This window comes from Streptomyces sp. NPDC030222, assembly GCF_055573115.1.
The window spans coordinates 28,826-52,820 of sequence record NZ_JBVICA010000028.1; the positions used below are offsets into that span (position 1 = coordinate 28,826).

22 protein-coding genes and 1 pseudogene are annotated in these 23,995 nt (G+C 71.8%); 6 read left to right on the top strand and 17 right to left on the bottom strand.

Going from position 1 to position 23,995, the window contains the following annotated elements:
- Positions 1–423: 423 nt before the first annotated feature.
- The 3 genes and pseudogenes from ACZ4Z5_RS29990 to ACZ4Z5_RS30000 form a co-directional block, all read left to right on the top strand.
- A pseudogene (locus ACZ4Z5_RS29990) lies at positions 424–647 on the top strand (copper amine oxidase); the annotation flags it as partial.
- 99 nt (positions 648–746) lie between these two features.
- Positions 747–1,982 carry an SAV2148 family HEPN domain-containing protein gene (locus ACZ4Z5_RS29995; protein WP_468268626.1) on the top strand — a complete coding sequence of 412 codons (1,236 nt, stop codon included), beginning with the start codon at positions 747–749 and terminating at the stop codon, positions 1,980–1,982.
- 164 nt (positions 1,983–2,146) lie between these two features.
- Positions 2,147–2,860 carry an exonuclease domain-containing protein gene (locus ACZ4Z5_RS30000; protein WP_468268629.1) on the top strand — a complete coding sequence of 238 codons (714 nt, stop codon included), beginning with the start codon at positions 2,147–2,149 and terminating at the stop codon, positions 2,858–2,860.
- Positions 2,861–3,141: 281 nt separating this feature from the next.
- Here the strand turns inward: ACZ4Z5_RS30000 and ACZ4Z5_RS30005 are convergent, their stop codons facing one another.
- Positions 3,142–3,993, bottom strand: coding sequence for a phosphotransferase enzyme family protein (locus ACZ4Z5_RS30005; RefSeq protein ID WP_468268632.1), 852 nt, complete (start codon positions 3,991–3,993; stop codon positions 3,142–3,144).
- A gap of 537 nt (positions 3,994–4,530) precedes the next feature.
- On the opposite strand from ACZ4Z5_RS30005, the gene ACZ4Z5_RS30010 reads away from it, so the two are divergent.
- Together ACZ4Z5_RS30010 and ACZ4Z5_RS30015 are read left to right on the top strand one after the other, a co-directional pair.
- Entirely contained in the window at positions 4,531–5,739 is a 1,209-nt protein-coding gene (locus tag ACZ4Z5_RS30010) for a S8 family peptidase (RefSeq protein WP_468268635.1), read from the top strand.
- 128 nt (positions 5,740–5,867) lie between these two features.
- Positions 5,868–6,419 carry a DUF1697 domain-containing protein gene (locus tag ACZ4Z5_RS30015; protein WP_468268638.1) on the top strand — a complete coding sequence of 184 codons (552 nt, stop codon included), beginning with the start codon at positions 5,868–5,870 and terminating at the stop codon, positions 6,417–6,419.
- Positions 6,420–6,494: 75 nt separating this feature from the next.
- Here the strand turns inward: ACZ4Z5_RS30015 and ACZ4Z5_RS30020 are convergent, their stop codons facing one another.
- The 14 genes from ACZ4Z5_RS30020 to ACZ4Z5_RS30085 form a co-directional block, all read right to left on the bottom strand.
- Entirely contained in the window at positions 6,495–7,265 is a 771-nt protein-coding gene (locus tag ACZ4Z5_RS30020) for a sirohydrochlorin chelatase (protein ID WP_468268641.1), read from the bottom strand.
- Between the two features lie 6 nt (positions 7,266–7,271).
- Positions 7,272–8,171, bottom strand: coding sequence for an ABC transporter permease (locus tag ACZ4Z5_RS30025; RefSeq protein WP_468268644.1), 900 nt, complete (start codon positions 8,169–8,171; stop codon positions 7,272–7,274).
- Positions 8,158–8,952, bottom strand: a complete 795-nt coding sequence (locus tag ACZ4Z5_RS30030; protein ID WP_468268782.1) for an ABC transporter ATP-binding protein — start codon at positions 8,950–8,952, stop codon at positions 8,158–8,160. The genes ACZ4Z5_RS30025 and ACZ4Z5_RS30030 overlap by 14 nt, the downstream gene beginning before the upstream one ends.
- 71 nt (positions 8,953–9,023) lie before the next feature.
- Positions 9,024–10,142, bottom strand: coding sequence for an aliphatic sulfonate ABC transporter substrate-binding protein (locus ACZ4Z5_RS30035; protein WP_468268647.1), 1,119 nt, complete (start codon positions 10,140–10,142; stop codon positions 9,024–9,026).
- Between the two features lie 222 nt (positions 10,143–10,364).
- A complete protein-coding gene (locus ACZ4Z5_RS30040) occupies positions 10,365–11,699 on the bottom strand; it encodes a sulfate adenylyltransferase subunit 1 (protein WP_468268650.1) in 1,335 nt (444 codons plus the stop codon).
- Between the two features lie 2 nt (positions 11,700–11,701).
- Positions 11,702–12,637 carry a sulfate adenylyltransferase subunit CysD gene (cysD, locus tag ACZ4Z5_RS30045; RefSeq protein ID WP_468268653.1) on the bottom strand — a complete coding sequence of 312 codons (936 nt, stop codon included), beginning with the start codon at positions 12,635–12,637 and terminating at the stop codon, positions 11,702–11,704.
- A complete protein-coding gene (gene cysC, locus ACZ4Z5_RS30050; RefSeq protein WP_468268656.1) occupies positions 12,634–13,182 on the bottom strand; it encodes an adenylyl-sulfate kinase in 549 nt (182 codons plus the stop codon). The genes cysD and cysC overlap by 4 nt, the downstream gene beginning before the upstream one ends.
- A gap of 39 nt (positions 13,183–13,221) precedes the next feature.
- The gene (locus ACZ4Z5_RS30055) at positions 13,222–13,917 is read right to left on the bottom strand and encodes a phosphoadenylyl-sulfate reductase (RefSeq protein WP_468268659.1); all 696 of its coding nucleotides are present in this window, start codon (positions 13,915–13,917) and stop codon (positions 13,222–13,224) included.
- Entirely contained in the window at positions 13,914–14,093 is a 180-nt protein-coding gene (locus ACZ4Z5_RS30060) for a hypothetical protein (RefSeq protein ID WP_468268662.1), read from the bottom strand. Before ACZ4Z5_RS30060 ends, ACZ4Z5_RS30055 begins: the two co-directional genes overlap by 4 nt.
- Positions 14,090–15,790 carry a nitrite/sulfite reductase gene (locus ACZ4Z5_RS30065; protein ID WP_468268665.1) on the bottom strand — a complete coding sequence of 567 codons (1,701 nt, stop codon included), beginning with the start codon at positions 15,788–15,790 and terminating at the stop codon, positions 14,090–14,092. The genes ACZ4Z5_RS30060 and ACZ4Z5_RS30065 overlap by 4 nt, the downstream gene beginning before the upstream one ends.
- A gap of 115 nt (positions 15,791–15,905) precedes the next feature.
- The gene (locus ACZ4Z5_RS30070) at positions 15,906–15,989 is read right to left on the bottom strand and encodes a putative leader peptide (protein ID WP_468268784.1); all 84 of its coding nucleotides are present in this window, start codon (positions 15,987–15,989) and stop codon (positions 15,906–15,908) included.
- Between the two features lie 122 nt (positions 15,990–16,111).
- The gene (locus tag ACZ4Z5_RS30075) at positions 16,112–16,675 is read right to left on the bottom strand and encodes a GNAT family N-acetyltransferase (protein ID WP_468268668.1); all 564 of its coding nucleotides are present in this window, start codon (positions 16,673–16,675) and stop codon (positions 16,112–16,114) included.
- 13 nt (positions 16,676–16,688) lie between these two features.
- Complete coding sequence (locus ACZ4Z5_RS30080) at positions 16,689–17,972, bottom strand: GAF domain-containing protein (RefSeq protein WP_468268787.1); 1,284 nt, start codon at positions 17,970–17,972, stop codon at positions 16,689–16,691.
- Positions 17,973–18,272: 300 nt separating this feature from the next.
- A complete protein-coding gene (locus ACZ4Z5_RS30085; RefSeq protein ID WP_468268670.1) occupies positions 18,273–19,940 on the bottom strand; it encodes an acyl-CoA dehydrogenase family protein in 1,668 nt (555 codons plus the stop codon).
- 17 nt (positions 19,941–19,957) lie between these two features.
- Between ACZ4Z5_RS30085 and ACZ4Z5_RS30090 the strand changes: the two genes are divergently transcribed.
- Positions 19,958–21,091: a YihY/virulence factor BrkB family protein gene (locus tag ACZ4Z5_RS30090; protein WP_468268673.1), complete on the top strand. Its 1,134-nt coding sequence runs from the start codon at positions 19,958–19,960 to the stop codon at positions 21,089–21,091.
- A 49-nt stretch (positions 21,092–21,140) separates the two neighbouring features.
- Here ACZ4Z5_RS30090 and ACZ4Z5_RS30095 read toward each other — a convergent pair whose 3' ends face one another.
- Both ACZ4Z5_RS30095 and ACZ4Z5_RS30100 read right to left on the bottom strand, forming a co-directional pair.
- Positions 21,141–22,064, bottom strand: coding sequence for a DUF2199 domain-containing protein (locus ACZ4Z5_RS30095; protein ID WP_468268676.1), 924 nt, complete (start codon positions 22,062–22,064; stop codon positions 21,141–21,143).
- A gap of 134 nt (positions 22,065–22,198) precedes the next feature.
- Positions 22,199–23,680: a hypothetical protein gene (locus tag ACZ4Z5_RS30100; protein WP_468268679.1), complete on the bottom strand. Its 1,482-nt coding sequence runs from the start codon at positions 23,678–23,680 to the stop codon at positions 22,199–22,201.
- Between the last annotated feature and the right edge of the window lie 315 nt (positions 23,681–23,995).

Consider the following 23,995-nt stretch of genomic DNA (forward strand, 5'->3'; position numbering starts at 1 on the left):
GCCGGGGGCTCGGGGAGCGACGGGGGAGGCGGGGCCGCGCCGCCACCGCCGGGCGTGCTCGCCGGACCGCCGCCCGAGGGGGAGCGCGGGACGGGCCGCGACCCGCTCACCGACGACGAACTGCGCCGGGCCCGGAGTCTCGCCCTCACCCCGACGAGTCGGGGAGCGGCCGGAACGTGGACGGCGGGCAGGGGCCCCGGCACCTGGCCACCAATGTGGCGGAACCGCTCGCCGCCGAAGGGGACACGGCGCTGCGCCGGGCCCGTGTCAGGTTCTACGACTACGGCACGGACCGGCTGTCGAGCCGGACGGTCGACCTCGCGACCGGCAGCCCGCAGGGCCGGCCCGCGGGTGCGGTGACGGCCCTCGAACCCTTCGGCCCACCTGCTGCTTCACCCGTTCGCCGGCGACGACTTCCTCGACTGCGGTCGCGGTACCCCCGGGAGCGTCGACAAGTGGGTGAACGGGGAGACGCTGAGCAACCCCGTCGTCCGGGTCAACATCGGGTTCCACCATGTCGCCCGGGACGAGGACCAGCAGCCGATGCCCGTGCACTGGCAGGGATTCCGGCTCGCCCCAGGGACGTAACCGCTATGAATCCGCTCACTCCGGCAGATCTCGCCTCGCGGAACGGGCGGCATCCGTAGGAGAGTTGAGAGATCAGCCTGCCCATCCGGCTGCACCGCGCCCCGCTCGCGGGATACCCTTCCTTGATCGTTGAAGGGGGTCGGAAAGGCGGTGTACGGGTGAGCTCGGGAGGGCTGGAGCTGCCTCCTGGTGACTCGGGTCACGAGGGGGAGGACTCCACGGACGTCCCGCCCGGAGCGGTCTCCCTGGCACGGCCGCTGGAGATCGGGGCGGAGCTCGACTGGGGCGCGGACGCCTGGGGTGAGGTACGCACCCGCGCCCAGCGCGCCGGCCGTGCCTACATCTGGCTGAATCTGCTCGAACAACGCCTGCGGGCGGTCGTGGCGGCGGTCCTCCGTCCCGTGTACGAACCCGTGCACGGCGACGACTGGGTGGTCGCCGCCGCGGGCCCGGCCGGCCAGGAGTGGGTGCAGCGCGCCGTCGCCATACGGGAGGTCAGCCGGCGCAAGGGCTATCTGCTCGACCCGGCCGACGACAACGTCCTCAGCTTCCTCACCCTGCCCCAGCTGCGCGAACTCATGGTGCAGCACTGGCCCTGCTTCGAGCCGTACATCGACGACCGCCGCGAGGTGGAACTCGTCCTCGACGAACTCGAGGTGACCCGCAACGTCGTCTCCCGCAACCGTGCCCTCTCCGAGACCGTGCTGGCCCAGGCGGAGCGGGCCTCGGCGCGGCTGCTGGAGATCCTCGGCAGCGGCTCCGCCGTGCCGTCCGCACACCGGCTGCCGACCGACGCCGTCGAGGACCTCGTCGGCGACCGGTACGCCGACGTGGTCGGCGTCCACCCCGACCGGGTGCGGCTCCAGCGCCACCTGCCCGCAGAGGACCTCTTCGGCGGTGCGCGCCGGCTCGACGCGATCGGCATCGGTCTGAACCTCCTGGTGCAGAACTACTCCGGGCGCCGGCTCGTCCGGCTCGCCGGGACCGGCTGCCGGGTGCGGCTGCTCTTCCTCAACCCGGCGAGCAGCGCGGTCAAGCGGCGCGAGCGCGAACTCGGTCTGAAGAAGGGCGAACTGAGCCGCTCGGTGGAGATGAACATCCTGCACATGCGGCGGGTGCGCGCGATGCTGCGCGACCCCGGCGCCTTCGAGATCCAGGTCTTCGACGAGACCCCCCGCTTCACCGCCTACCTCGTGGACGGCGACGGCCCCGACGGCCTGGCCGTCGTCCAGTCCTATCTGCGCAGGGCACGCGGCATGGAGGCACCCGTGCTGGTGCTGCGGGGCGGCCGCCGTCCGGTGGTCAGATCCGGCCAGGACGCAGATCACGGACTCTTCTCGGTGTACCGGGAGGAATTCGAGTCCGTCTGGGCGGACTCCCGCCCCGTCTCCTGAGGGCGTTGTCAGTGGCCCGTGCGAGGGTGGTCGTCACACGGGGGAACGCACCACGAAGGGGAGGGAACGATGACCCGGCACCAGGGGACACCTGCCGGCTTCGGCCTGGAGACGTACGGCACCGATCCGCGTCGCGAGGCGCGCGTCGGAGCGGGGGCCGTGCGATGAGCTGGATCAGCGGGCCGTTGGTGGCCTTCGATCTGGAGACCACCGGGACCGACGTCGAGACCGACCGCATCGTCACGGCGGCGGTCGTGCGGGTGGAGCCCGACGGCACCGTCCCGACGGAGCGCACCTGGCTGCTCGACCCGGGGGTGGCCATACCCGAGGAGGCTTCGGCGATACACGGCATCTCCACCGCTCACGCCCGTGAGCACGGAGCCCCGGCCGCCACCGCCGTCGAGGAGATCACCGGGGCCGTCGCCGGGGTGCTGGGCTCGGGGACACCGCTGGTGGTGATGAACGCACGCTACGACCTGTCGCTGCTGGACCGCGAGTGCCGGCGGTACGGGCTCGCCTCGGTCGGCGAGCGACTGGGCGAGGTGCCCTCGCCCGTCATCGACCCCCTGGTGATCGACAAGCACGTCGACAAGTACCGGAAGGGCAAGCGTGCCCTCCAGGCCCTGTGCGCCCACTACGGCGTACCGCTCGACGGTGCCCACGACGCGAGGGCGGACGCGTTGGCCGCCGCCCGTGTCGTACGCCGCATGGGGGAGCAGCACCGGCCCGTCGGCACGATGCCGCTGGCGGACCTCCACGACCTCCAGATACGCGCGGCGGCCGAACAGTCGGCCTCGCTCCAGGCCTATCTGCGGCGCACGGCCGACCCCGCCGCGGTCGTCGAGACGGCGTGGCCGGTCATCCCCCGCCCGCGCTGACGCCTCGGCGCGGATACGGGGAACGGGGAACGGGGAACGGGCTCGCCTACGAGCCCGCTACAAGGGCGGTAAGCAGGCTAATCCGGACATGAGCGCGCGGCGCTGACCGGATGACGGGCCGGCGGACCGGCCGACCGGCCTCCGGTCCGCCCTCGGCGGGTTCCTCCCCGCCCCCGGTGTGCCCGCGCCGCGGGCGGGATGCCCTCAGGCCCCGAGAACGCGTGGGGACGCGGTGGTGCCACGTCAGGGCCCGAGAACGCGTGGAGACGCGGTGTGCCCCGTCAGAAGGCGTACCAGCGGACCCGTGGGTCGCCGTCCCGGAGGGCGGCCACCCGGCGGCGGAACTCCGCGAGCGCCGCGGGGTTCGTCGGCGCGTGCTGGGCGACCCAGGCGCAGCTCGCCGTCTCCCTGGCCCCGCGCAGCACGGCACAGCCGTCCCACGTACGGACGTCCCAGCCGTATGCCGCGGTGAACGCGTCGTACGCCTCGGGAGGCAGCCCGTAGCGGTCACGGGACAGGGCCATCACCACGAGGTCGTGCTCCCGGAGGTCCACGGAGAAGGTCTCCAGGTCGACCAGTACGGGACCGTCGGGGCCCACGTGCACATTGCGGGGGAGCGCGTCTCCGTGGACGGGGCCGGGCGGCAGATGCGGCACCAGTGCCGCCGCGGCCGTCGCGAACCCGGCACGGCGCTCGCGCAGATAGGCCGCGTCCGCCGGGTCGATCGCGTCACCGGCGAGCCGCAGCCAGCGCTCGACTCCGCCGAGCAGGTCCCGGGGCGGGAGGCCGAAGGCGGGTGGGGGCAGCCGGTGCACCTGCCGCAGCAGAGCGGCAAGGTCCTGTGGTTCCGCGGGCCGGACGGCGTCCGGCAGCCGGTGCCAGAGGGTCACCGGGTGCCCGGAAACGAGCCGTGGTTCCGGCTCGGCGGCCCGGACCGTGGGGACGCCGGATTCCGCCAGCCATGCGGCGACGGCGAGTTCTCGCCGGGCGCGTTCCAGCAAGGTGGCGTCCCTGCCCACCTTCATCACGAGCGGGCCGGCCGCGAACACCGCGTTCTCGCCGAGGGCCAGCAGCTCCGCGTCCGGATCCAGTCCCGCCCCGACCAGTACCGCGCGGGCCCGTGTCTCGTCCATCCGTTGTCTCCCGGTGAGGCGTGGCGAACCGGCCCAGTCTCGCATCCGGGGTGCCGTACCGGCCGTTCACCCCTGTCCGAATGGAAACCTCCGGCCCCTGCACCGGGTTCCCTGAAGTCGTGCGGCAGGGGGCGCAAGTGAAGGGGCCCGGCAGGCCGAGTACCCGGACCGGCCTTTGGATCAGGTTCCGCAGGCGGTGCCGGCCGGTGGCCGGAATGCCTCTTTCCGCTGGCGTATTCGCGTTCGCAGTCGACAAGTCGGCCTCCGGAAAGAGGTGATGGCCGGTTGGAAGGTTTACTTCCGCATGGTGAAGGCTCGGTGAGGATGACAATCACTGACCTTTCACTTTTGCTCACCCCCCTTCAAATGGCGTCCTGAGCTGGCGATTTGGACATGTGAGGGCTTGTTGTACATCTCACAGTGCCCGAAAGACGGTTGAACTGGTCGCGTCAATCGGACAGGGTTTCGTATCAGCTTCCCGAGTTCCGTATTCCGGGGAGCAAACCCCCCACCGGATTGACGAGGAGATCCCTCTTCATGGCCAATCACAAGCGTGCAAGCAGGCTCAAGCTCACCGTGGCGATATCCACGGCGACGGCTGTCGGCGGCGTGACCTTCCTCATTTCGCCCTTCGCCGACGCAACTCCGCCTGCCGAGGGCACGGTCTTCGGGCTCGGCGCCAAGGGCTCGATCAACGGCAGCTACATCGTCATGCTCGACGAGCAGGCTTCCAAGGCCGCCAAGCGCGGACTCGCCGACAAGTACGGCGGCAAGCTCCACCACAACTACGCGTCGGACATCAACGGCTTCTCCGTCAGCGGCCTCACCGAGACCGAGGCCAGGCGTCTCGCCGCCGACCCCGCCGTCGGGACCGTCGTCCAGAACAAGAAGTTCCACATCAACGAGACCCAGGAGAACCCGCCGTCCTGGGGCCTCGACCGTGTGGACCAGGCCGACACCGCGGGCGACGACAAGTACACCTACCCGGACAGCGCCGGCGAGGGTGTCACCGCGTACGTCATCGACACCGGTGTCCGCGTCACCCACAAGGACTTCGAGGGCCGTGCCAGCCACGGCTTCGACGCCATCGACAACGACGACAACGCCGACGACGGCAACGGCCACGGTACGCACGTCGCCGGCACCATCGCCGGTGCCGCGCACGGTGTCGCCAAGAAGGCCAAGATCGTCGCGGTCCGCGTGCTCGACGACAGCGGCTCGGGCACCACCGAGCAGGTCGTCGCCGGCATCGACTGGGTCACCCAGAACCACAAGGGCCCCTCCGTCGCCAACATGAGCCTCGGCGGCGGTGCCGACCCGGCGCTCGACGCGGCCGTCTCCAAGGCCATCGCCTCCGGCATCACCTTCGGCGTCGCCGCGGGCAACGAGTCCACCGACGCGGGACAGGGCTCTCCCGCCCGGGTGCCGGAGGCCATCACCGTCGCCTCCAGCACCAAGGAGGACGCCCAGTCGGACTTCTCCAACTTCGGTTCGATCGTGGACCTGTACGCCCCGGGCTCCGACATCACGTCGGCCTGGAAGGACAGCGACGACGCCACCAAGACCATCTCCGGCACCTCCATGGCGACGCCGCACGTCGTCGGAGCCGCGGCCGTCTACCTGGGCGCCCACCAGGACGCCACCCCTGCCCAGGTCGCCGGCGCGCTCGTCGAGGGCGCCACCCCCGACAAGATCTCGAACCCCAGCGCGGGCACCCCGAACAAGCTGCTCAAGATCGTCGAGTAACGGGACCCGTTCCCTGACGGCGGCCGTCGTGTCACCCCCCACGGGACACGACGGCCGCAATCCCGCACCCCGCCGCCCGGCCCCCCGCGGAGCCGGGCGGCTCCGTGCGTCCCACGTAGGCTGACCGCATGACGACGACGTACGCGGCGCTGCTCCGGGGCATCAACGTGGGCGGGGCGAAGAAGGTCCCGATGGCCGAGCTGCGCGGCCTGCTCTCCGGGCTCGGGCACACGGGCGTCCGCACGTATCTCAACAGCGGGAACGCCGTCTTCACCAGCAGCACCGATGACGACGAGGACGCCCTCGCCGCCGCACTGGAACGCGCGGTGGAGGAGCGCTTCGGCTTCCCCGTCGCCTGTCTGGTGCGCACCGGCGCGTATCTCCGCGCGGTGGCGGACGCCTGCCCCTTCCCCGCGGCCGAGCTCGAGGGCAGGCAGCTCCACGCCGTCTTCTACTCCGAGCCCGTCGGCCCCGGACGCTTCGCCTCCGTCGATCCGGAGACGTTCCTGCCGGAGGAGTTCCGGCTCGGTGACCGGGTGCTCTATCTGTACGCGCCCGACGGTCTCGGCCGGTCCAAGCTCGCCGAGGCGCTCGCACGGCCCGCCGTGGTCAAGGGGATCCAGGCAACCGCCCGCAACTGGAACACCGTCGACGCCCTCGTGCGGATGACCCGGGCCTGAAGTCGCCGGGACTGAAGCCGACGGGCCTGAAGTCGCCGGGCCTGAAGTCGCCGGGACTGAAGCCGACGGACGCCGCTACGCCGCGTCGGCGAACGCCGCCGTGCGGGACTCGCACACGGCGGCCCACCGGCGCAGCACCAGCCCCGCCACCTCGGGGGTGTCGCCCAGGACGTCGGAGACGACGTCCGCCTGCGCCTCCAGCGCGCCGCGGACGATCCGGTCGGGCAGGAAGCCCGGCGCGATCACATAGGGCGCCACCGCGACCCGGCGGACGCCCTCGGCGCGCAGCTCCCGCACCGCGTCCTCGGTGCGGGGAAGGGAAGCGGAGGCGAACGCAGGCCGCACGGCGCACCAACCGGTGTGCCGCCACTCCCGCGCGATTTCAGCGATCACTGCGATCGCCTCCGGGTCCGAGGATCCGGCCGAGGCCAGGACCAGTCCGGTCGAGGCCTTGTCGGCCGGTGTCAGCCCCGCCTCGTACAGCCGGCGGTCCAGGGCGGACAGCAGCAGCGGGGAGGGGCCGAGGACGTCCGCCTGCCGGATGCGCAGCGAGGGGTGGCGGACACGCGCCTCGTCCAGCAGCGACGGGATGTCGGCCTTGGCGTGGAAGGCCCGGGTGAGCAGCAGCGGGAGCGCCACCACCTCCCGTACGCCGTCGGCCGCCATCCGCTCCAGGACCTGTGGCACGGACGGCGCGTTGAAGTCGAGGAACGCCGTCGACACCCGCAGTCCCGGCCGCAGCGACCGGACCTGCCGGGTCAGGGCGTGCACCGTCGCCGCGTGGCGCGGGTCGCGACTGCCGTGGGCGATGATCAGCAGCGGGGGCTCGGGGAAGGCGGCGCGCACGGGACGTCAGCTCCTCACGAGGAGACCGCGGCTGCGCAGGACGCGCCGCTCCAGCGGGGCGAACAGCAGCAGTTCGATCCCGATGCCGACGACGAGGATGAGCAGGATCGCGCTGAGCACCCAGGACATGTCCTGGAGTTCCCGGCCCTGCTCCAGGAGCTGGCCGAGGCCCACCCCCAGGTCCGCCGCGTTCACGATGAGCTCGGCCGCCATCAGCGAGCGCCAGGAGAACGCCCAGCCCTGCTTCAGGCCGGCGAGGTAGCCGGGCAGCGCCGCGGGGAGCAGCACGTGCCGCACACCGTGCAGGCCGGTCGCCCCGATGACGCGCCCCGCCCGCAGGTACAGCGGGGGTATCTGGTCGACGCCCGCGACGAGTCCGTTGGCGATCGACGGCACGGCACCGAGCAGGACCACCGCGTAGATTGTGGCGTCGGTCAGGCCGAACCAGATGATCGCGGCAGGCACCCAGGCGACGGACGGCAGCGACTGGAGCCCCGACAGGATCGGTCCGATCGCGGCGCGCACGACCTTCACCCTGGCCACGAGCAGACCCAGGGGGGTGCCCACGGCGAGCGAGACGAGGAATCCGAGGGCGCCGCGGGACACGCTCGTCCACACGAAGCCGAGCAGGGTGCCGTCGAGCCACTTCTCCTGGATGCTGCGGCCCACGTCCGCGGGGCTGGGGAGCAGATAGTGCTCCTTCACCTCGAAGTGGTAGGCGAGCTGCCAGGCGACCAGCACCAGTGCGACGGCCACGACGGGCGGGAGGGCCTTGGACAGCAGGACCTTCCCCAGCGGGGTGCGCTGGGCGGTCCGGGTCTCCAAGGCGTCCAGGCCCGCCTCCAGCCCCGCGAGCTGGTCCGGTGCGCCGTCTGCCGACTGCTGCCTGGTGTCAGTGCTGGCCATGTCGTCGGATCTCCCCCCGCAGGTGTTCGGTGATTTCGACGGAGAGATCGGCGACCGCGGAATCCTCGATCCGGCGCGGCTGCGGGATGTCGACTCTCCATTCCCGGGCGATACGGCCCGGCCGCGACGACAACAGCACGACCCGCTGGGCGAGGCGTACGGCTTCGCGCACGTTGTGGGTGACGAAGAGGACCGAGAGGTTGGTCTCCCGCCAGATCCGGGTCAGTTCGTCGTGCAGCACGTCACGGGTGATGGCGTCGAGGGCGGCGAACGGCTCGTCCATCAGCAGCAGCCGGCTGGTCTGGGCGATGGCCCGGGCCATCGCCACGCGCTGGCGCATGCCGCCGGACAGCTCGTGCACCCGCTTCCCGTACGCCCCCTTGAGCCGTACGAGCTCCAGCAGCCGCTCGGCCTCCGGGCGCCGTTCGGCCTTGGGCACGCCCCGCATCCTCAGGGCCAGCTCGATGTTCTTGCCGGCGGTCAGCCAGGGGAACAGCGCGTGCTCCTGGAACATCAGGGCCGGACGGCCGCCGGGGACGTCGATCTCCCCGGAGGTGGGCCGGTCGAGGCCGGCGACCAGGTTGAGCAGCGTCGACTTTCCGCAGCCGGAGGCCCCGAGGAGGGTGACGAACTCGCCGGGGGCGACGTCGATGCTGATGTCGTCCAGGACGAGCTGCTGCGCGCCCGGGCGGCCGAAGGACTTGGAGACGTGGCTGATGCGTGCCGCGTGGGACACCGCGGTCTCGGCCTCGACGGGCTTGGTGAGCGTGTCGACCATGATCGCACCTCCTCGGTGGGTGGTCTCCCCCCGCCCGGAGCAGGGGGAGACCGGTCTGCTGACGGGTTCGCTGCTTACTTCGCGCCGAGTCCGGCGTCCTCTGCCGCAGGGCGGCCCTCGGCCTTCAGCACCTTGTTGAGGAGCGTCAGGTCGTAGATGCCCTTCAGGTCCGGCTCCTTCAGCAGGCCCGCCTTGACGGCGTGTTCGGCCTGGAGACGCAGGGTGGAGGCCAGGGGATCGTCGAGGACCTCGACGTTCGCGAACGCCGGGTCGATGACCTCGGGCGGCAGCGGCTTGCCCGTCTCCTTCTCCAGCGCCGCGTTGACGGCCTTCTTGGCCTGCTCGGGGTTGGCCTTGATCCACGCGTTGGTCTTCACCGTGCCGCGCAGCACCGCCTCGACGACGTCCGGGTGCTCCTTGAGGAACCTCTGGGAGACGATCACGTTCGTGATGACGAACTTCCCGTCCTTCCAGAGGGTCTTCTCGTCCAGGAGGACCCTGCCGCCCTCGGCGACCAGCTTGGAGGCGGTGGGCTCGGGCACCCAGGCACCGTCGATGTCACCCGACTTGAAGGCGACCGGGGTCACTTTGTTGTCGGTGCGGGCGATGGAGACGTCCCCCTTGCCGGAGGTCGCGTCGACCTTGTAGCCCTTCCCCGCCAGGTAGTTCAGGAGCGCGATGTCCTGGGTGTTGCCGAGCTGCGGGGTCGCGATCCTCTTGCCCTTGAGGTCGTCCAGGGACTTGATCTTCTTCGGGTCGACGACGAGCGAGACGCCGCCGGACGCGGCGCCGGCGACGATGCGCAGGCTCTTGCCCCGGGACTTGGTGTAGCCGTTGATCGAAGGGGAGGGCCCGATGAAGCCGATGTCGATCGCACCGGAGTTGAGCGCCTCGATCTCGGCGGGCCCGGCGTTGAACACCGCCGGCTTCACGGCGGTCCCGCCGAGTTCCTGCTGGATCAGCCCCTTGGTACCCAGTCCCACCAGGGCCGTGGCGTGCGTGACGTTGGCGAAGTAGCCGATCTTCACGTCGGGGGCGGAGAGCTGCTTGCCGCTCGCCGCGGGAGCGGCCGGCGCCTCGGCCTTGGCCTTGGAACCGTAGCCGCAGGAGGCGAGGGCGCCGATCAGCAACGGCAGGGCGGAGGCCACGGCGATGCGGCGATGGCGGGGGAGGGGGGAACGGGCGGCAGCCACGGAGGGTGTCCTCTCGTCGGCCCGGTGATCACGTCCTACGGGGAACTCCGTGACGCGGCCGGGAAGCAGGCGGGTCTTCGTCGGTTTCTGTGGTGCATCCGGGTGCGCGGCATGCGCGCGGTCGTCATCACGCACATCGGCCGACACCTCCCGTGCCGCTGCCGAGGACGCCGCTGCCGACGCGGCCTCCCTCCTTGGCGAAGGTCGAGTAGAAGCAGGTCATCAGAAGTCCCACTCCTCGTCCTTGTCCGGGTGACCGGCGGAGGGGTCCTTCGCGAACGCCTCGCCCGCCATGCCGGCGGTGAGCGTGGTCCCGTCCGCCGGGTCGATCAGCAGGAACGAACCGGTCTGCCGGGACACCGCGTACGGGTCGAGCGGCAGCGGCTCGGAGGTGCGCAGCACCACCGTGCCGATGTCGTTGACGCCCAGTGAGCCCGGACGGTCGAGGTGCGCCAGGTCGTGGGTGAGGTCGATCTTGTAGGGGAGATCCTTGACGACGGCCTTGACCGTGCGGGTGCCGTGCTTGAGCAGGACCCGGTCGCCCGCCGTCAGCGGACGCTCGTGGAGGTGGCAGACGGTGGCTTCGACGTCCTGGGTCGTCGCCGGGGCCGCGTCCGTGGGGGCGATGAGGTCGCCGCGGGAGATGTCGACGTCGTCGGCGAGCAGCACCGTCACGGACTGCCCCGCCCAGGCGACGTCCACGGAGTGGCCGAGGGCGTCGATCCCGGTGATCGTGGAGGTCAGCCCCGACGGCAGGACGGCGACCCGGTCGCCGACGCGCAGCACGCCGGAGGCGATCCGGCCCGCGTAGCCGCGGTAGTCGGGGTGTTCGGCGGTCTGCGGGCGGATGACGTACTGGACGGGGAAGCGGGCCGGGTCGTCGGACGGGTCGGTGCCGACGGGCACGCCCTCCAGGTGCTCCAGGACGGTGGGGCCGCCGTACCAGTCCATGTGCGCGGAGGGCTCCACGACGTTGTCGCCGGCCAGTGCCGAGATCGGGATCGCGGTGACCTCGGGGATGCCCAGGGAGGCGGCGTACGCGGTGAACTCCGCGGCGATGGACGCGAAGACGGGCTCCGTGTAGTCCACCAGGTCCATCTTGTTGACGGCGAGCACGACGTGCGGGACGCGCAGCAGCGCGGCGACGGCGGCGTGCCGGCGGGTCTGCTCGACCACGCCGTTGCGCGCGTCGACGAGGATCACGGTCAGTTCGGCGGTGGAGGCACCGGTGACCATGTTCCGGGTGTACTGCACGTGCCCGGGGGTGTCGGCCAGGATGAACCGCCGTCGCGCGGTGGCGAAGTAGCGGTAGGCGACGTCGATGGTGATGCCCTGTTCGCGTTCGGCGCGCAGGCCGTCCGTCAGCAGGGCCAGGTCCGGGGCGTCCTGTCCGCGGTTGCGGGACGCCGTCTCGACGGCTTCCAGCTGGTCCGCGAGGACCGACTTGGAGTCGTGCAGCAGCCGGCCGACCAGGGTGGACTTGCCGTCGTCGACGGAACCCGCGGTGGCGAAGCGCAGCAGCGAGGTGGCGGCGGTGTCGATGGTGGTGCTGGACATGACTAGAAGTACCCCTCGCGCTTGCGGTCTTCCATCGCGGCCTCGGAGAGCTTGTCGTCGGCCCGGGTGGCGCCCCGCTCGGTGAGCCGGGAGGCGGCGATCTCGGCGATGACCTGTTCGATCGTCACCGCGTCCGAGTCGACGGCGCCGGTGCAGGACATGTCGCCGACGGTGCGGTAGCGGATCAGACGGGTCTCGGTGGTCTCGGCGTCCTTCGGCCCGCCCCACTCGCCGGCCGTCAGCCACATGCCGTTGCGCAGGAAGACCTCCCGCTCGTGGGCGTAGTAGATCTCCGGGAGTTCGATCTTCTCTCGGGCGATGTACTGCCAGACGTCCAGCTCGGTCCAGTTCGACAGCGGGAACACGCGGACGTGCTCGCCGGGTGCGTGCCGGCCGTTGTAGAGGGCCCACAGCTCGGGGCGCTGGCGGCGCGGGTCCCACTGGGAGAACTCGTCGCGCAGGGAGAACACGCGCTCCTTGGCGCGGGCCTTCTCCTCGTCGCGGCGGCCGCCGCCGAAGACCGCGTCGAACTTCTCCTCGGCGATCTTCTCGGTCAGCGGCACGGTCTGCAGGGGGTTGCGGGTGCCGTCGGGGCGCTCGCGCAGCCGGCCGCTGTCGATGTACTCCTGCACCGAGGCGACATGCAGCCGCAGGTTGTGCCGGGCCACCGTGCGGTCGCGGTAGTCGATCACCTCGGGGAAGTTGTGTCCCGTGTCGACGTGGAGCAGCGCGAACGGCACCGGGGCCGGCGCGAACGCCTTCAGTGCCAGGTGCAGCATCACGATGGAGTCCTTGCCGCCGGAGAAGAGGATCACCGGCCGCTCGAACTCGCCCGCGACCTCGCGGAAGATGTGCACCGCCTCGGACTCCAGAGCGTCCAGGTGGGACAGCGCGAAGGGGCTGTCGACGGTGCCGTTGGCGGGCACGACGGTGGTCATCGGGCCAGTCCCTTCTCGGTGAGCAGTGCGTGCAGCGCGGCCGCGGACTCCTGCACGGTCTGCCGGTGCGACTCGATGCGCAGGTCCGGTGTCCCGGGTGCCTCGTACGGGTCGTCGACGCCGGTGAGTCCGCTGATCTCGCCGGCCGCCTGCTTGGCGTACAGGCCCTTCACGTCACGGACCGAGCACACCTCCACCGGAGTGGCGACGTGCACCTCCAGGTAGGCGGTGCCCTGGGTCTCGTGCCGCTTGCGCACCGCCTCGCGGCTGTCCGCGTACGGCGCGATGACCGGGACCAGCGCCTTCACGCCGTTGCTCGCCAGCAGTTCGGCGACGAAACCGATCCGCTGGACGTTGGTGTGCCGGTCCTCGCGGCTGAAGCCGAGGCCCGCGGAGAGGAACTCGCGGATCTCGTCGCCGTCGAGCACCTCCACCCGGTGGCCCTCCGCGCGCAGCCGGCCGGCCAGCTCGTAGGCGATGGTGGTCTTGCCGGCGCTCGGCAGGCCGGTCAGCCACACGGTGGCGCCCTGTGCCGCAACGCTCATCGAATTCTCCTGAAGCTCTGTCATCGTCGTCGTCCCCCGTCAGCCGTGCAGTCCGCACTCGGTCTTCGACCGGCCCGCCCAGCGGCCGGCCCGCGCGTCCTCGCCCTCCAGCACCCGCCGGGTGCAGGGGGCGCAGCCGACCGAGGCGTAGCCGTCCATCAGCAGCGGGTTGGTGAGCACGCCGTGCTCGGTGACGTAGGCGTCCACGTCGTCCTGGGTCCAGCGGGCGATCGGCGAGACCTTGACCTTCCGCCGCTTCTCGTCCCAGCCGACGACCGGGGTGTCCGCCCGGGTCGGGGACTCGTCGCGGCGCAGGCCGGTGGCCCAGGCGTCGTAGTCCGCGAGACCGTCCTCCAGCGGCCGGACCTTGCGCAGCCTGCAGCACAGGTCCGGGTCGCGGTCGTGCAGCTTCGGGCCGTACTCGGCGTCCTGTTCGGCCACGGTCTGCCGGGGGGTGAGGGTGATGACGTTGACATCCATCACGGCCTCGACGGCGTCCCGGGTCCCGATGGTCTCCGGGAAGTGGTAGCCGGTGTCCAGGAACACCACGTCGACCCCCGGGCGCACCCGCGAGGCGAGGTGTGCGACCACCGCGTCCTCCATCGAGGAGGTGACGCAGAAGCGGCTGCCGAACGTGTCGGCGGCCCACCCGATGATCTCCAGCGGGGAGGCGTCCTCCAGCTCGCGCCCCGCGCGCTCGGCGAGTTCCCTGAGGTCTTCCCGAACGGTCGTCATATCGAGTCCCCACCCGTGGCGTCGGTGCGAAGTCCGCGGGCAAGCAGGCCCAGGAACTTCAGCTGGAAGGCGCGGTTGCACGCGGCGCATTCCCATGCGCCGTGACCCTGCTCGCTCGGCCGCAGGTCCTCGTCACCGCAGTACGGGCAGTGGAACGGGACGGCCCTCTCGCTCACGACAGCGCCTCCTCGGATGCGCGCGCGACCCAGGTGGCGAAGCGCTCGCCGTCCTGACGTTCCTGCTGGTAGCGCGAGAGGACCCGCTCGACGTAGTCGGGCAGTTCGGCGGAGGTGACCTTGAGGCCGCGCACCTTGCGGCCGAACCCGGCCTCCAGGCCCAGCGCGCCGCCCAGGTGCACCTGGTACCCCTCGACCTGGTTGCCCGCGTCGTCGATGACCAGCTGGCCCTTGAGACCGATGTCCGCCACCTGGATGCGGGCGCAGGCGTTGGGGCAGCCGTTGATGTTGATGGTGATCGGCTGGTCGAACTCCGGGAGGCGCCGCTCCAGCTCGTCGATCAGCGACGCGCCGCGGGCCTTGGTCTCGACGATCGCCAGCTTGCAGAACTCGATACCGGTGCAGGCCATGGTGCCGCGCCGGAACGGCGAGGGGGTGACCCGCAGGTCCAGCGACTCCAGTGCCGAGACCAGCGACTCGACCTCGGATTCCTCGACGTCGAGGACGAGCATCTTCTGCTCGGCCGTGGTCCGCAGCCGGGACGAGCCGTGCGCCTCCGCCACCTCGGCGATCTTGGTCAGGGTGGCGCCGTCGACCCGGCCGACGCGCGGTGCGAAGCCCACGTAGAAACGGCCGTCCTTCTGCCGGTGCACACCGACGTGGTCGCGCCACTGCTGCACGGGCTGTTCGGGAGCGGGGCCGTCGGCCAGCCTGCGCTTCAGGTACTCGTCCTCCAGAACCTGGCGGAACTTCTCCGCGCCCCAGTCGGCGACGAGGAACTTCAGCCGGGCGCGGTTGCGCAGCCGGCGGTAGCCGTAGTCGCGGAAGATCGAGATGACGCCCTCGTACACGTCGGGCACCTCGTCCAGCGGCACCCAGGTGCCCAGCCGGACGCCGATCCGGGGATTGGTGGAGAGGCCGCCGCCGACCCAGAGGTCGAAGCCGGGGCCGTGCTCGGGGTGGTTCACCCCGACGAAGGCGATGTCGTTGATCTCGTGCGCCACGTCCAGCAGCGGCGAACCGGAGATCGCGGACTTGAACTTGCGCGGCAGGTTGGAGAAGGCCTTGTTGCCGACGACCCGGCGGTGGATCTCGTCGACGGCGGGGGTGCCGTCGATGATCTCGTCCTCGGCGATGCCCGCGACCGGGGAGCCGAGGATCACGCGGGGGGTGTCACCGCAGGCCTCGGTGGTGGACAGGCCGACCGCTTCCAGCCGCCGCCAGATCTCCGGCACGTCCTCGATGCGGATCCAGTGGTACTGCACGTTCTGCCGGTCGGTGATGTCGGCGGTGCCGCGGGCGAACTCCTGCGAGATCTCGCCGATGACCCGCAGCTGTTCGGTGGTCAGCCGGCCGCCGTCGATGCGGACCCGGAGCATGAAGAACTCGTCGTCCAGCTCCTCCGGCTCCAGGACGGCCGTCTTGCCGCCGTCGATCCCGGGCTTGCGCTGGGTGTAGAGGCCCCACCAGCGCATCCGGCCGCGGAGGTCGTTGGGGTCGATGGAGTCGAAACCGCGCTTGGAGTAGATCGTCTCAATGCGTGTCCGCACATTGAGACCGTCGTCGTCCTTCTTGAACTGCTCGTTGCCGTTCAGGGGAGTGAAGTGCCCACGTGCCCACTGGCCTTCACCGCGGTGACGCCCGGCCTTGCGGCGGGGCGACGCAGCGGATGCGGGCTGTTCAGGGGTGGCGGCCATGGCGGTACGTCCTTCGGGACTGCAGGAGGGCGGCTCTCACCGGCACAGCGGGGCGCCGGGCGGCGCGTCGTTGCGCGGGGACGGAAAAGGGGGAATCGCGGCGGTGCTGTGGCTGTCAGCTCGCCGGACAGATGGCGCTGGACATGCGGCCGAGGTCGACGTGCCGCCGACTCACCAAGGCAATTCCAGCTGAAGACATGACCGAAGACTGGCATGGGGACTCGTGGCCGGTCCACTGCTGTCCGTAATTTGGACGAGAGTGTCCCGTATCGTGGGACACTGTGTCGCCGATCACCCCGAGGGGCCTGCCGGTGCGGGGAACTACCGGGCTCCGGGCCACGGTCCGGGCGTCTCGCTCTCGGACATCTCCTCGGTCTTCGTCTCGAAGAGTGAGAATCCCCGTCGCAGATAGTTGTCCATCGCGTGCGGCCCGTCCAAGGAACAGGTGTGCAGCCACACCCGCTTCGTCGGGCCCACTCCCGGCCAGCGCTCCGCCAGGTCCCAGGCGCGGGCCGTTCCGTACGACAGCAGATGCCCGCCGATGCGGCGGCCGCGGAAGGCCGGTATCAGCCCGAAGTACGCGATCTCGACGACTCCCTCGTCCTGCGCCGCCAGCTCCACGTATCCCGCCGGGGTGCCCTTCTCGTACGCCACCCACGTCTCCGAGCCCGGGCGCTCCAGCAGCTCCTGCCACTCGTCGAACCGCAGATCCAGCCGGTCCTTCCAGTGGATGTCCCCGCCGACCGCCGTGTACAGGAACCGGCTGAACTCGGCCGAGGGCACCTCGGCGCGCACGATCCGTATGTCTCCGGCGGGAACGGAGGCGGGCCGCAGATCGTCCGGCGAGGTCTGGTGGAGGGACCAGGTGGTGACGTCGATGCTCATGCCTGCCAGGGAATCATGCACGCCCGGCCTCCGACAAAGGGGACCGGCGCCGTGACGCCTCCGCCCGCGCCGCCACCACCGCCGGCGCCGTGGAATCCGGGAGCAGGTCGGACGGGCGGCCCGGGACCACCACCTCCACACCGACGTCGTCCGCATACCGGTACGGGCGGTGGGCCAGGACCTCCGCCAGATCGTGCCGCAGCCGGGACATCTCGGCCCGGACCGTCACCGTGCGGCCGGCGTCCCCGAACAGGTCCGCGGCGAGCCGGGCCGCGCTGCACCCGTCCCGGCGCAGCGCGAGCACGTACAGCATCTCGGCGTGCCGCGGACTCAGCTCCTTCGTCCAGCTGCCCGCCTCGCCGGAGACCGTCACCGCCGCGCGCCGCGGCCGGCTGAGATCGAGGACCACGCGCCGCGGCGCGGCCTCCCGGCCCGGCTGCTCCGCGGCACGCACCAGCCAGCCCCCCGCGAGCGGCTCCACCTCGCACATGCCGAGCGAGGGCAGCCACACCCGGCCCGCCCGGAAGACCTTCGGCAGCGCCAGCCGGGGCACCGGCGGCATCCCGGTCACCGCCGCGGTCCAGCCGTGCGCGTCCACCACGAGCGCCCGGCCCGCCACCCGGCACAGCACGGGCGCGGCGACCTGCCGCAGCCGGTCGATGTCCCGCTGGTGCCGTTCCCTGAGCGTGGCCTCGGCGAGCCGGGCTACCGAGGTGACCAGTGACAGCGTCGCCGGATGCATGCTGGTCAGCGGGCCGCTGACGTCGATGGCGCCCAGCAGCCGGCCGTCCCGCGGGTCCACCACCGGCGCGCCCGCGCACGTCCAGTTGTGGTGGGTGGAGACATAGTGCTCGGCCGAGTGGACCTGGACCGGGCGGCGGGTCACCAGGGCCGTCCCCACCCCGTTCGTGCCGACCACGCCCTCGCTCCAGTCGGCGCCCACCTCGAAGCCGTGTGAATCGGCCTTCCGCAGCACCGCGCCATGGCCCTCGCGCCACAGCATCCGGCCCTCCGCGTCCGCGACGACCATGATGTGCCGGGCGGCGTCCGCCATGGACACCAGACCCTCCCGCAGCACCGGCAGCACCCCCGCGAGCGGGGACTCGCGGCGGCGCTGCTCGACGTCCTCCAGCGGCAGCAGCCCGGCACGGCAGTCCCGGTCCGGGTCGAGGCCGCGGCTGATCATCCGCTGCCAGGACTCCCGGATGTCGTCCCGCGGGGCGAGGCTGTGCCGTCGGCCCGTCAGTGCCGCGGCACGGATCCCCTTCAGCAGCCGCGCGGCCTCCACCGAGTCCATCGCGGACAGTCTGGCCACGTCGAGTGGCGTGTCGTGCACCGTTTCCTCCCCGTCGACGCCGCGGCGGCGGCCCGCCGTCCATCGTGCCGCCCCCGCCGCCGCGGTACGGCACCGCGCCCCCGCACCGCTGCAACCCTTTGCAACCCTCGCGCACCACCGCGTGTGCGTACGAAAGTGATGACGCACCGGACGTCCGGTCCGAGCGTGGGTGGTGCCGTGTCGGCGCAGCACCACCCCCGCCGGACGTTCCGGTCCTCCTCCACCGCGTCACGCCTCCCCTCGTGCCGCGCCGCCGCAGGCTCACTCCACGCCGGGCCGTGCCCTTTCCACGACCGACGCCAGGTCCAGGCTGTGCGGCAGCGTTCCGAACGCCGTGCCCCAGTCCCTTCCCAGCCGCGAGGCGCAGAACGCGTCCGCGACCTCGGGAGGTGCCCAGCGGACCAGCAGCGCTCCCTGGAGCACCAGGGCCATCCGCTCCACCAGCCGCCGGGCCCGCGCCTCGATCCCGTCCAGATCGGCGAGTTCGGTCAGCAGGTCCCTGATCGCCCCGTCCAGCCGGTGATCGGCGCCCCGGGCCCGCCCCACCTCCTGGAGGAAGGCGTTCAACGACTCGGGCTCCCGCTGCAGCGCCCGCAGCACGTCCAGCGCCTGGACATTGCCCGAGCCCTCCCAGATCGAGTTGACCGGTGACTCCCGCAGCAGCCGCGGCAGCCCCGATTCCTCCACGTAGCCGTTGCCGCCCAGGCACTCCAGGGCCTCCGCCACCACCGGAGTGCAGCGCTTGGTCACCCAGTACTTCGCCACCGGGACCGCGATCCGGGCGAACGCCCGCTCGCCGGCCGTCCCCGCGTCGTACGCCGCCGCCAGCCGGAGCGCGAGCACCGTCGCCGCCTCCGACTCCAGCGCGAGATCGGCCAGCACGTTCCGCATCAACGGCTTGTCGATCAGTACTCCGCCGAACGCACTGCGGTACGCACAGTGGTGCACCGCCTGGGCCACCGCCTGGCGCATGAGGGCCGCCGAACCCGTCGTGCAGTCCAGCCGGGTCGCCGCCACCATCCCGATGATCGTCCGGACGCCGCGGCCCTCCTCGCCGACCCGCCGTGCCCAGGTCCCGTCGAACTCCACCTCGCCCGACGCGTTGGACCGGTTGCCCAGTTTGTTCTTGAGCCGCTGGATCGCGAACACGTTCCTGGTGCCGTCCTCCAGCACCCGCGGCACGAGGAAGCAGGTCAGCCCGCCCCCGCGGCCTCCGGCACGGGAGGTACCCCCGGGCGCCTGCGCGAGCACCAGGAACCCGTCCGACATCGGCGCCGAGCAGAACCACTTGTGGCCGGTCAGCAGGTACTCGCCGGCGGCGGCCAGGGGTTCCGCCCGGGTGGTGTTCGCCTGCACGTCGCTGCCGCCCTGCTTCTCGGTCATGCCCATCCCGAACAGTGCACCGGGCTTCCTGGCCGCCGGCCACAGTTCGGGGACGTAGAGCTGCGAGGTGAGCCGCGGTTCCCACTCGGCGGCGAGGGCCGGATCGGTGCGCAGGGCCGGCACCGCCGCATGCGTCATCGACAGCGGGCACAGGTGCCCGGCCTCCGCCTGCGACCACACCAGGAACCCCGCGGTCCGGCGCACGTGCCCGGCCGGCCGGCCCCAGGCGTTCGTCAGGCCCGCGCCGACGCCCTTGCCGAGCAGCCGGTGCCAGGCCGGGTGGAAGACCACCTCGTCGATCCGGTTCCCGTACCGGTCGTGCGTCCTCAGGACCGGCGGGCTGTCGTTGGCCTGCGTCGCCCACTCCTGCACCTGCGCGGAACCGGCGGCCGTCCCGAGCAGGGTCAGCTCGTCCCGGACCTCGTCGATCAGCTCGGGACCGACATGCCGCTCGACCGCCTCCGTCAGGGCCCGGTCGGACCCGAAGACGTCGTACCCCACCAGGGGCGGGACCTGGTTGGTCACTGTGTGGGTGCTGGCTGCCATGCGGATACGGTAAGGACGTGCAGCCTGCAAATGAAACACCCGAGCGGCCCCACGGCCGGATCCATCGGGCCAGGGTCCTCTACCCGCACGTCTCGAAACGCAAGCTGGCATGGCTGCTCCTGAAGGACACCGTCAACTCCTGCATCGAGTACCGCATCCTCGGCCTGGCCGCCGAGGCCGCCTTCTTCACCCTCCTGTCCCTGCCGCCGCTGCTCCTCGGCCTGCTCGGACTCCTCGGGTACGTCGACGACTGGACCAACACCCACACCGTCGCCAGCATCGAGGAGAACATCCTCCACGCGGCCGGCACGGTCCTGTCCGACCGCGGCGTCAACGACGTCGCCAGACCCCTCCTGGAGGACGTCACCCAGGGCGGCCGGCCCGACCTGATCTCCCTGGGCTTCGGCATCGCGCTGTGGTCCGGCTCCCGGGCGGTGAACGTCTTCATCGACACCATCACCGTCATGTACGGGCTCGACGGGGTCCGCGGCATCGTCGCCACCCGGCTGCTGGCGTTCCTGCTCTACCTGATCGCCCTGGTGATCGGCGCGGTCGTGCTGCCGCTCGCGGTGGTCGGGCCGGACCGGCTCGTGGAACTCCTGCCGTTCGGCGCGGAAGTGGTCAGCGTCCTGTACTGGCCGGTGGTGATCCTGCTGTCCGTCGCGTTCCTCACCACGCTGTACCACGTGTCCGTACCCGTACGGTCGCCGTGGATCGAGGACGTCCCGGGAGCCCTGGTCGCGCTCGCCATGTGGGTGCTGGGCAGCTTCCTGCTCCGCATCTACCTGACCAGCACCGTCGAGGGCCCGACCATCTACGGCTCGCTCGCCGCGCCCATCGCCGTGCTGCTGTGGATCGGCATCTCCGCCTTCGCCGTGCTCGTCGGGGCCGCCGTCAACGCCGCACTCGACCACGTCTGGCCGTCCGTCGCGACGGCCGCGGCCCGCGCCGCCAACGAACGGGTCCGGGAGGCCGAGGCCGCCGCGATCCTCGCCCGCGCGGAGGCCGCCCGGCACGCCGAGGAGGACGGCGACGACCCGGGCATGCCGTCGGAGTTCCCCGAGCGCTGGTCGCGCTTCCTGCCGCCGGACGACGTGACGTCCCATCTGTGGACGCCCGGCGACCGCAACAAGAACGGACGCGCCTCCTGAGGACCCGTCCGGCGGACGCACCGCCCACGGTGCGCTGCGGGCCGGCTCGTCACCCCACGGCCCCGGCGTCCGTGCCGGCGCTCCCCTCCAGGGACCGCCAGACGTGCTGGGCCCACCGGAGGTCCTCCGCCGCCTCATGGCTGCAGAACACCCCGGCTGCGGTCCCGCCGGCGAGCACCGTGAACCCGTAGAGCTCGTGACGTGCCCGGCCGTGGTCGTCCGGGGTGAGCCAGAAGGCGTGGCGCACCCCCTCCGGCAGGGATTCCGTCAGCCGCTGAGCGGGCGGGGCGGCGGGGGAGCCGTCGAGCAGCGCGGTCAGGAAGTCCTCGGGGGCGCGTCCGGGCGTGTCGTCCTCGAACACGGTGATCGCCACGCTGCGCCCAGGACCGGCGAACTGGTCCACGCCGTCGGCGAACCGGCCCGACAGCCCGGCGGTGCGTTCCACGGACCAGCCCTCGCCCAGGTCGGTCCGCACGGTGACGGGAAGCGCATGCGGGAAGCGGCTGAGCACGTGGTCGCGGTCCCAGGTGTCCGTCAGGACGCAGACGGCCGTCGGGTGGTGGCCCTCGGCCACGTACGGCAGTTCCTCCGGGTCCCGGACCCGGGCGGTGACCCCGGCGCCCAGCAGGGCGTCGCCCCAGGGACGGATCGCGTTGGCGAGCGTCCCCCGCAGGGACAGCTCGGCGTAGGCGGGATCGTCCCACACCGCGTGGGCGTGCCGCAGGGTGGCCTCGTCGACCTCCAGCCAGGTCCCCATGACCAGCTCGGTGTCGCCGGTCAGCCGGACGGGGAGCAGACAGCGGACGAACGAGCCGACGCCGTCGACGCGGAGCAGCGCGGAGGGACCCGGGCTGTGCAAGGACTCCTCCGGCACGGTACGGGCCGCGTCCGGCAGACCGAAGCGGACGTCGATGCGCCGCTCGTCCGCGAGAGGGTCGCCGCAGCAGGAGCAACTGGCTGGTGGGGTGTTCACGCCCGGCAGCCTAGAGGGTGTCCCGGGGCCCGGCGGGAGAGGGGCCGGGAAGCCGGAAGGGCGGTACGCCCCTCCCCGGCGGGGGAGCGACGACCGCCCTTTCGGCCGTGGTGGGCCCGGCTTCCGGACCCGGATCAGGCAGCAGGTGAAGGCGATGAAGGCGACTTGGCGGTGGAGACGCTGCCCTCGCCGCCGGCGAGGCGCCATTCGCGGTTCAGGCTGCCGAGCGGGATGCGGTGCGAGAACACCGGCGTACCGAAGATCGACAGCTGGAGCTGGAGGTTTCCGGAGAGATCGAACCCGCCGAGCACCTGCCAGCTGCCGACGACCGAGGCGGAACCGTCGGAGGACGCGGTGGCCACGGCCTTGCCCTCGCCGCGCACGTACGGGGCGAAGTCCGCCGTGACGCCGACGGCGCCGTACAGACCGATCGACGCCTCGGCGCCGAGGGCGGCCTTGCCCTGGCCCGCGGCGGTCACCGTGGCGCGGACGGGCGTGCCCTTCACCTGGGAGGTACTGACCGGGGTCCAGCCCTTGAACGGCTTGTAGCTGCCGCCGACGCGGAAGTCACCGCGCACGTCCTGCTCGACGTCCAGGGTGATGCTGCCGTCCGCCTCGACCTGGATGTAGAGGGTGAGGCCGAGGTTGACCACGACGGGGACCGGGCCGACCTGAATCACCGGGTCGGCGTGCAGCTTGGCGAACGGGATGCGGGCCGGCTTGGCGGCCGCCGTGACCTTGCCCCTGAACGCCCACTGGGAGGACCAGTCGCCGCTCATCCCGAGGAACGCGGCGCCCGGTCCGGGCTTGCCCGCCTGGCCGTTGGCGCTGCCGTCGTACGAGAACTCGACCTTCGGCGCCAGCTGCACGAAGCCGGACACGGACGCGGCGGCGGACACGGGTGCGTCCGGAGCGGTGCCGACCGAGGTGCCGACGTCGAGCCGGAGGTTGCCCAGCGGCAGCTGCCCGCCGTTGGGACCGAAGCGGAGCCCGCCGGTCTTCGCCCAGGAGAACTTGACCCCCTTCAGCAGCGGTTCGACCTCGAAGGTGGACGGGTCCACGGCGACGGTGCCGTCGGCCTTGTCGTTGTCGAGGAGCGCGCCGAGCGTGGCCGGCTCGGTCTTGACCTCGGTGCCCTTGTCGGTCGTGCCGACGACCTCGGTGACCTTGGCGAGCAGACCCTGCGGCGCGCCGGGGGCAGGGGCGCTCGCGATGACGTCGCCGACGGCGACGGGCGCGGCGCCGGTGGGAGCGGAGGCGGACGGCTTCCCGGCCGACGGTGTCTTCGTGGCCGGCGCGGAGGCCCCGGTGCCCTGGCGGGGCACGGATATGACGGCGCGTCGGCTGGCGGCGTCGAAGGACGCGACCTTCAGGGCGCTCTTCTTCGCATTGCCGTCCTTGGCACCGGGACGGGCGACGGCCGTGGGGGTGGAGGTGCTCTGCGGCGCCGCGGCGACGTCGAGATCCTGGCTCTCGTCGACGGTCGCAGCCGCTGCCGGGGTGCTGCCGGGGGCGCTGGGGCCGGCGGCGGTGGGGGTACTGGTGGAGCATCCGCTCGCGGTGAGAGCGATCGCAGTCAGAGCGGGGACCAGGACTCTCCTGGTGAGCATGCGCACGATTGATCCTCGGGCGATGTGAGTTGGGGGGGTGGCTGTCATTACTCAGAGGTAATAACGGCAGGGATCATGCCATGCTCACGCGCTCTACGTCACACCGGAGTTCTCCCAACGGTCCAGTGGATTACGGAAGTTGAACCCATGCTCACCAGGGGTGACATCCGAGGGGGGTGGACGGCCGGCTTCGGTGGGCCCATCGCCCGGTCATGGCTGCGCCCCGTGGGCGGCCGCCTGCGTGCCGTAGCCGCTCGACGGCTGCGCGGCCCCAACCGGGCACGCTCGTAGCGCAGTTCCCCGCCATCGCGGACGGGATGT

Excerpts from the sequence above, each read along its gene's own strand:
- ACZ4Z5_RS30085 (WP_468268670.1), bottom strand. The coding sequence starts at position 19,940 with ATGGCAGCCAGCACCCACACAGTGACCAACCAGGTCCCGCCCCTGGTG.
- ACZ4Z5_RS30075 (WP_468268668.1), bottom strand. The coding sequence starts at position 16,675 with ATGAGCATCGACGTCACCACCTGGTCCCTCCACCAGACCTCGCCGGAC.
- ACZ4Z5_RS30005 (WP_468268632.1), bottom strand. The coding sequence starts at position 3,993 with ATGGACGAGACACGGGCCCGCGCGGTACTGGTCGGGGCGGGACTGGAT.
- ACZ4Z5_RS30055 (WP_468268659.1), bottom strand. The coding sequence starts at position 13,917 with ATGACGACCGTTCGGGAAGACCTCAGGGAACTCGCCGAGCGCGCGGGG.
- ACZ4Z5_RS30010 (WP_468268635.1), top strand. The coding sequence starts at position 4,531 with ATGGCCAATCACAAGCGTGCAAGCAGGCTCAAGCTCACCGTGGCGATA.
- cysC (WP_468268656.1), bottom strand. The coding sequence starts at position 13,182 with ATGAGCGTTGCGGCACAGGGCGCCACCGTGTGGCTGACCGGCCTGCCG.
- ACZ4Z5_RS30080 (WP_468268787.1), bottom strand. The coding sequence starts at position 17,972 with ATGGACTCGGTGGAGGCCGCGCGGCTGCTGAAGGGGATCCGTGCCGCG.
- ACZ4Z5_RS30015 (WP_468268638.1), top strand. The coding sequence starts at position 5,868 with ATGACGACGACGTACGCGGCGCTGCTCCGGGGCATCAACGTGGGCGGG.
- ACZ4Z5_RS30070 (WP_468268784.1), bottom strand. The coding sequence starts at position 15,989 with ATGTCTTCAGCTGGAATTGCCTTGGTGAGTCGGCGGCACGTCGACCTC.
- ACZ4Z5_RS30025 (WP_468268644.1), bottom strand. The coding sequence starts at position 8,171 with ATGGCCAGCACTGACACCAGGCAGCAGTCGGCAGACGGCGCACCGGAC.
- cysD (WP_468268653.1), bottom strand. The coding sequence starts at position 12,637 with ATGACCACCGTCGTGCCCGCCAACGGCACCGTCGACAGCCCCTTCGCG.
- ACZ4Z5_RS30065 (WP_468268665.1), bottom strand. The coding sequence starts at position 15,790 with ATGGCCGCCACCCCTGAACAGCCCGCATCCGCTGCGTCGCCCCGCCGC.
- ACZ4Z5_RS30000 (WP_468268629.1), top strand. The coding sequence starts at position 2,147 with ATGAGCTGGATCAGCGGGCCGTTGGTGGCCTTCGATCTGGAGACCACC.
- ACZ4Z5_RS30040 (WP_468268650.1), bottom strand. The coding sequence starts at position 11,699 with ATGTCCAGCACCACCATCGACACCGCCGCCACCTCGCTGCTGCGCTTC.